This is a genomic window from Caldimonas sp. KR1-144, assembly GCF_049446155.1.
Lineage (GTDB): Bacteria > Pseudomonadota > Gammaproteobacteria > Burkholderiales > Burkholderiaceae_C > Rivibacter.
The window spans coordinates 411,114-417,435 of record NZ_JBMSEE010000005.1 but is presented as its reverse complement, the minus strand read 5'-3'; the positions used below and the strand labels follow the sequence as shown (position 1 = coordinate 417,435).

General features: G+C 71.3%; 6 protein-coding genes. 4 read left to right on the top strand and 2 right to left on the bottom strand.

Annotated elements, in window-relative coordinates:
- Positions 1–418 (top strand): integrase core domain-containing protein (locus ACO2TI_RS14785; RefSeq protein WP_423285401.1); only part of this gene is annotated, 418 nt, incomplete at its 5' end.
- Between the two features lie 113 nt (positions 419–531).
- Here ACO2TI_RS14785 and priA read toward each other — a convergent pair.
- Both priA and hemE read right to left on the bottom strand, forming a co-directional pair.
- Complete coding sequence (gene priA, locus ACO2TI_RS14780) at positions 532–2,655, bottom strand: replication restart helicase PriA (protein ID WP_423285399.1); 2,124 nt, start codon at positions 2,653–2,655, stop codon at positions 532–534.
- A 347-nt stretch (positions 2,656–3,002) separates the two neighbouring features.
- Positions 3,003–4,121 (bottom strand): uroporphyrinogen decarboxylase, encoded by a 1,119-nt coding sequence (hemE, locus tag ACO2TI_RS14775; protein WP_423285397.1) that lies wholly within the window; start codon positions 4,119–4,121, stop codon positions 3,003–3,005.
- Positions 4,122–4,259: 138 nt separating this feature from the next.
- Here hemE and ACO2TI_RS14770 point away from each other — a divergent pair, with 138 nt between their 5' ends.
- From ACO2TI_RS14770 to ACO2TI_RS14760, 3 genes are all read left to right on the top strand, one after another.
- Positions 4,260–4,889 (top strand): LemA family protein, encoded by a 630-nt coding sequence (locus ACO2TI_RS14770; RefSeq protein WP_423285395.1) that lies wholly within the window; start codon positions 4,260–4,262, stop codon positions 4,887–4,889.
- 82 nt (positions 4,890–4,971) lie between these two features.
- Positions 4,972–5,802, top strand: a complete 831-nt coding sequence (locus tag ACO2TI_RS14765) for a TPM domain-containing protein (protein WP_423285425.1) — start codon at positions 4,972–4,974, stop codon at positions 5,800–5,802.
- Between the two features lie 10 nt (positions 5,803–5,812).
- Positions 5,813–6,319, top strand: coding sequence for a TPM domain-containing protein (locus tag ACO2TI_RS14760; protein ID WP_423285393.1), 507 nt, complete (start codon positions 5,813–5,815; stop codon positions 6,317–6,319).
- Positions 6,320–6,322: the final 3 nt, after the last annotated feature.

The following is a 6,322-nucleotide window of genomic DNA, read 5'->3' as shown; positions in this document are numbered from 1 at the left end:
CGTGGCCTACACGGCGATGCACCCCGATGAGCGCAAGGACAGCGCCGTGCAGTTCCTGCGCGACGCCGTGGCGTACTACAACCGCCTGGGCGTGACCATCAAGCGGCTGCTGACGGACAACGGTTCTGCCTTCCGCTCCAGGCCGTTCAAGGCGGCCTGCGAGCAGTTGGGCATCCAGCACAAGTTCACCCGCGCCTACCGGCCGCAGACCAACGGCAAGGCCGAACGCTTCATCCAGTCGGCCTTGCGCGAGTGGGCCTACGGCTGGACCTACCAGAACTCAGCCGAGCGCCGCCAGGCCCTCCACAGCTGGCAGCACCACTACAACTGGCACCGCCCCCACCGCGGCATCGGCCGCGTCGCTCCAGCCTCTCGACTACCGGGGCCTCGACACAACGTCTTGACAGCTCACAACTAGCGCAGTCAGCCGCCAACCGAGAGCTGCCAACCGAGAGCTTGCGCGGATCCGGCTCCGCCGGTCCGCAGCAAGAGCCCCCTCGGGGGGCAGCGAACGCAGTGAGCGTGGGGGCCCTATATCGCCAAGGGGTCGATGTCGACGGCCCAGCGGGCGACTCGCGGCGCCTTGAGTTCGTGCAGCTGCGGCAGCCACCACGCCAGCAGCTTCTGCAGCGCGGGCCGCGACGCAGCCTCCACCAGCATCTGCGCGCGTTCGATGTTCGCGACGCGCTGCACCGGCGTCGGCACGCTCGGGTAGATCAGCACGCCGGCATCGGTGGCCGCGTCCTGACCCAGCTCGGCGGCGGCGTCGAGCCAGCCTCGCGCGGCTTCCTGCGTCTTGGCCTCCGCGCGCAGCAGCGCGAGATGGCTGTAGGGCGGCAGCCCGGCCGCGCGACGCTCCTCGAGCTGGCTGCGAACGAAGGCCTCGATGTCGTGCCGGCGCAGCGCGTCGAACAGCGCGTGCGTCGGATGCCAGGTCTGCACCCACATCTCGCTCGCGCCGGCCTGCGCCGCGTCGCGCCCTGCCCGGCCGGCCGCCTGCATCAGCAGCGCGAACAGCCGTTCGGGCGCGCGAAAGTCGCTCGAGAACAGCGCCGCGTCGGGATGCACGGCCGCGACCAGCGTCATGCGACGGAAGTCGTGGCCCTTGGCGACCATCTGCGTACCGACCAGCACATCGACTTCGCCCGCATGCACGCGCGCGAGCTCGGCCTCGAGGCTGCCGGCGCGGCGCGTCGTGTCGGCATCGATGCGCGCGACGCGCACGCCGGGCAGGGCCTGCCCCAGCTGCTCCTCCAGCCGCTCGGTGCCGCGGCCGAGCGCCTGGATGTCCACGTTGCCGCAATCGGGGCAGGCGCGCGGCACGCGCTCGGTGAAGCCGCAGTGATGGCAGCGCAGCGTGCGGTCGCCCTTGTGGAACACGCGCCAGGCGCTGCAGTGCGCGCAGCCGCTCTTCCAGCCGCAGTCGAGGCAGTGCAGCACCGGCGCATAGCCGCGCCGGTTGAGCAGCAGCAGGCTTTGCTCGCCGCGCTCGACGCGCGCGCGCACCGCATCCAGCAGCGCCGGCGCCAGCGCGCTGGCACGCTGCGCCTCGCGCGGCACGGTGTTCATGTCGACCAGCCGCACCACCGGCAGCGCGCCGCCGCCGACGCGCTCGGGCAGCGCGAGCCGCCGGTAGCGGCCGGTGCCGCCGTCGGCGGCCGGCGTCGCGTTGTGCCAGGTCTCGAGCGAGGGCGTCGCCGAGCCGAGCAGCACCGGCACGCCTTCGATGCGTCCGCGCACCACGGCCAGATCGCGCGCCGAATAGCGCGCGCCCTCCTGTTGCTTGTACGACGGGTCGTGTTCCTCGTCGACGATGATGGACGCCAGCCGCGGCAGCGGCGCGAACACCGCCATGCGCGTGCCGAGCACCACGTCGGCCTCGCCGAGCAGCGCGAGCAGCCAGTTGGCGAGCCGCCGTGCCGGCGTCAGTCCGCTGTGCAGCGAGACGATGCGCCGGGCCGCAAAGCGCTCGGCGAAGCGCGCCTCGAGCTGCGGCGTGAGATTGATCTCCGGCACCAGTACCAGGGCCTGGCCGCCGGCCTCGAGCGCGCGCGCGACCTCGCGCAGGTAGACCTCGGTCTTGCCGCTGCCGGTGACACCATGCAGCAGGTGGACGCCGCCCTCGGCCGCCCCTGCCGCCAGCGCGGCCACGGCCCCGGCCTGCGCCGGCGTCAGCGGCGGCTGCGCCGGCACCGGCGCATCGGCGCGTGGCGGCAGCAGGCGCTTGCGCAGCCGGGCGATGCGGCGCGCCAGCGCATCGGGCGCAAGCTGGCGCAGTTCGGGCGGCAGCACCGCGAGCGCCACCTCGCCGATGCCACGCTGGTAATAGCCGGCCGCAAAGCCCACCAGCTCCCGCCAGCCGCGCGGCAATGGGGGCAAGGCCTCGTGCAGCGCCGCGACGTCGCGCAGCCGCTCGCTGGCCAGGGGCTGCGGCGCCTGGCCATCCCAGACGATGCCGAGCACCTCGCGCCGGCCGAACGGCACACGCACCAGGCTTCCAGGCGTGAGCGGGTGCTCGCTGAGATAGTCCAGCGGCCCGTCGATGCCGCTGTGCTGCGGCGCGTCCACCGCGACCGCCACGCGCCGCGGCGCGTCGCCGCCTTCGGCCCCGGCAAGGGGCGCAAGCGGCAAGGCATCAGCGGGCGTCGAGGGCATGCTTTCGGCGGCCGTAAGTTCGAACAAAGGTGAGAAGAAACGGGCAAGTCATTGATTGACAAGGCCTTTTCCAGGTATCCACGGAACCTGTGGAAAACTTTGTGGGGAACCTGCGTGCACGCGTGCTAAGTGCTTGACGGAAAAGGTTCAGGCCTGGAATGGCACATTTGCAGGCAGCCCGACGAAGCCTTTGGAATCAAGCACTTAGCGCAATGCCCTGGGATCGGGCTGCTGCATTGCAAAAGCCCCGCCGCGGTGCATCTCGCCCTTGACTTTTGGGGATAAGTCGGGACTGCCGGTGGTCGATCCAGGGTAAACCCGGCTTGCTCGCGCAATGCACAAAACGCTCACGCGCGCATGCGCCGGGAGTGCTCATGCACCGCGTCGACCAGCACCGCAACCGCCTCGGGCGGCGTGAACTGGCTGATGCCATGCCCAAGGTTGAAGACGTGCCCCGCGGCGCTGCCGTCGGCGTTCAGCGGCGCGCCGAAGCTGTCGAGCACGCCGGCCGCCGCTTCGCGGATCTGCTGCGGCTCGGCGAACAGCACGGCCGGGTCCAGATTGCCCTGCAGCGCGACGCGGTGGCCCACACGTGCGCGCGCCGCACCGAGGTTGACCGTCCAGTCGAGCCCGACCACGTCGCAGCCGATGTCCGCAATCTGCTCGAGCCACAGGCCGCCGCCCTTGGTGAAGACGATCTGCGGAATGCGGTGACCGCCATGCTCGCGCTTGACCTGGGCCAGCACGCGTTCGGTGTAGGCGAGGCTGAAGCGCTGGAATGCGCCGTCGGCCAGCACGCCGCCCCAGCTGTCGAACACCATCACGGCCTGCGCGCCGGCATCGATCTGCGCGTTGAGGTAGGCGGCGACCGCGTCGGCATTGACCTCGAGGATGCGGTGCATCAGGTCCGGCCGGCGGTAGAGCATCGACTTGACGAGGCGGTAGTCGTCCGAGCCGCCGCCCTCGACCATGTAGCAGGCCAGCGTCCAGGGGCTGCCGGAAAAGCCGATCAGCGGCACGCGCCCGCGCCCGTCGGCGCCGGCCAGCGCGCGGCGGATGCTGGCGACCGCGTCGAAGACGTAGCGCAGTTTGTCGAGGTCGGGCGCGGCGAGCCGGGCGACGTCGGCCTCGTCGCGCAGCGGATGCGCGAAGCGCGGGCCCTCGCCGGGCGCGAACGACAGGCCCAGGCCCATCGCGTCGGGCACGGTGAGGATGTCGGAGAACAGGATCGCCGCGTCGAGCGCGTAGCGCTCCAGCGGCTGCAGCGTGACCTCGGTCGCGTAGTCGGGGTTGGTGGCCAGGCCCATGAAGCTGCCGGCCTTGGCGCGCGTGGCGTTGTACTCGGGCAGGTAGCGACCGGCCTGGCGCATCAGCCACACGGGCGTGCAATCGGTTGGCAGACGCAGGCAGGCGCGCAGGAATCGGTCGTTGGCCAGCGGCGGCAGCGAGTGGGAAGAGGTCGACATCGTGCGGCGATTGTCGCAGCCGTACCCTGTCGGCTTGAACCGCGGCGCCCGCCCCCATTTATGCTGCGCACCTCGTGGGCCCTTCGCGCCCGCATTCGAGCCTTACTCGACCCCTACCGCCTGCTTGGAAGGAGCGCCATGCTGACCTCTCGCCTCACGAGCTTCTCGCGCACGGCCCGACTGGCCGCCGCGCTCGCGCTGGCCGCCGTGCTCGCCGGCTGCGGCTACAACGACTTCCAGCGCCTGGACGAACAGACCAAGAGCGCGTGGTCGGAGGTGCTCAACCAATACCAGCGCCGCGCCGACCTGATCCCCAACATCGTCGCCACCGTCAAGGGCGAGGCCAACTTCGAGCAGGAGACCCTGACCAAGGTGGTCGAGGCGCGCGCCAAGGCGACCTCGATCCAGGTCACGCCCGAGACGCTCAACAACCCCGAGGCGTTCCAGAAGTTCCAGGCCGCGCAGGGCGAGCTCTCGAGCGCGCTGTCGCGCCTCCTGGTGGTGAGCGAGAACTACCCGAACCTCAAGGCCAACCAGGGCTTCCAGGACCTGCGCGTGCAGCTCGAAGGCACCGAGAACCGCATCACCGTTGCGCGCAACCGCTACATCCAGGCAGTGCAGCAGTACAACGTGCTGGCGCGCAGTTTCCCGAGCAACCTGACCGCGATGGTGTTCGGCTACCAGGCCAAGCCCAACTTCAGCGTCGCCAACGAGGCGCAGATCTCGGCGCCGCCAGCGGTGAGCTTCGAGAAGCCGGCATCGAAGTGAGGCCGACCTGAGCCTGCGCATCGCCCGCTGGCTGGCCGCGTTCGCGGCCTGCTGCCTTGCGCTTGGCGCCTGGGCGCAGGACCTGCGTCCGGTGCCGGTGCTGACCGCCAGCGTGATCGACCAGACCGGCGCGCTGTCGCCGGCCCAGGTCAGCGCACTCGAGGCCAAGCTGGCCGGCTACGAGCGCACGCTGGGCACGCAGATCGTCGTGCTGATGGTGCCGACCACGCAGCCGGAAGACATCGCCGACTTCACGCAGCGCGTCGGCGACGCCTGGAAGATCGGCCGCAAGGATGTCGGCGACGGGCTCTTGATCGTCGTCGCCAAGAACGACCGGCGCGTGCGCATCGCGCCGGCCAAGACGCTCGAAGGCGCGATCCCCGACCTCGCCGCGAGGCAGATCATCGACCGCGTCATCGTGCCGGCGTTTCGCGCCGACGACTATGCCGGCGGGCTCAACGCCGCGATCGACCAGCTCGTCGCGCGCATCCGCGGCGAGGCGCTGCCCTTGCCGGGCGAGCGCCCCGCGCGCTCCCCGCAGGGCGCCGACTGGCAGGATCTCGCGGTGTTCTTCTTCATCGCGGTGCCGATCGCCGGCGCGATCCTGACCGGCGTGCTCGGTCGCAAGCTCGGCTCGATCGTCACCGCCGGCGGCGCCGGCACGCTGGCATGGTTCGCGACCACGAGCCTGCTGATCGCCGGCGCGGCCGGCGCGCTGGCCTTGCTGCTGGTCGGCGTGCTGGGCATCGGCGCGGCGCGCCGCGGCGTGCGCTCGCACCGCGGCGGTTTCGACGTGCCGCCGATCATCTTTGGTGGCGGCGGTGGCGGATGGGGCGGTGGTGGCGGCGGCGGTGGCTTCTCGTCGGGCGGCGGCGGGGACTTCGGCGGCGGCGGCGCCTCCGGCGACTGGTGACCTGCACACGATGAACAAGATCGCCCGCATCCTGCGCCACCGCTGGCTCGACGAGTCGGACGTGCATCGCCTGCTCGGCCGCGGCGCGCTCGAGCGCATCGAAGCGAAGGTGCGCGCCAGCGAGCGCCGCCACAGCGGCGAGATCCGCGTGTGCGTCGAGGCCGGCCTGCCGCTGGGCTACCTGTGGCGCAACCTCGGCGCGCACGAACGCGCGGTCACGATGTTCGGCAAGCTGCGCGTCTGGGACACCGAGCACAACAACGGCGTGCTGATCTACCTGCTGCTGGCCGAGCACCGCATCGAGGTGCTGGCCGACCGCGGCATCCACCGCCGCGCCGGCGCCGAGCGCTGGGCGCAGGTCGTCGCGCAGATGCGCGAGGCCTTTCGCGCCGGGCAGTTCGAGGCGGGGCTGGCCGCGGCGATCGATACGATCGACGCGCTGCTGGTCGAGCACTTCCCGCTCGCGCCGGGCGAGGTGAATCCGAACGAACTGCCAGACGCTCCGGTGATCAGCTAGCGC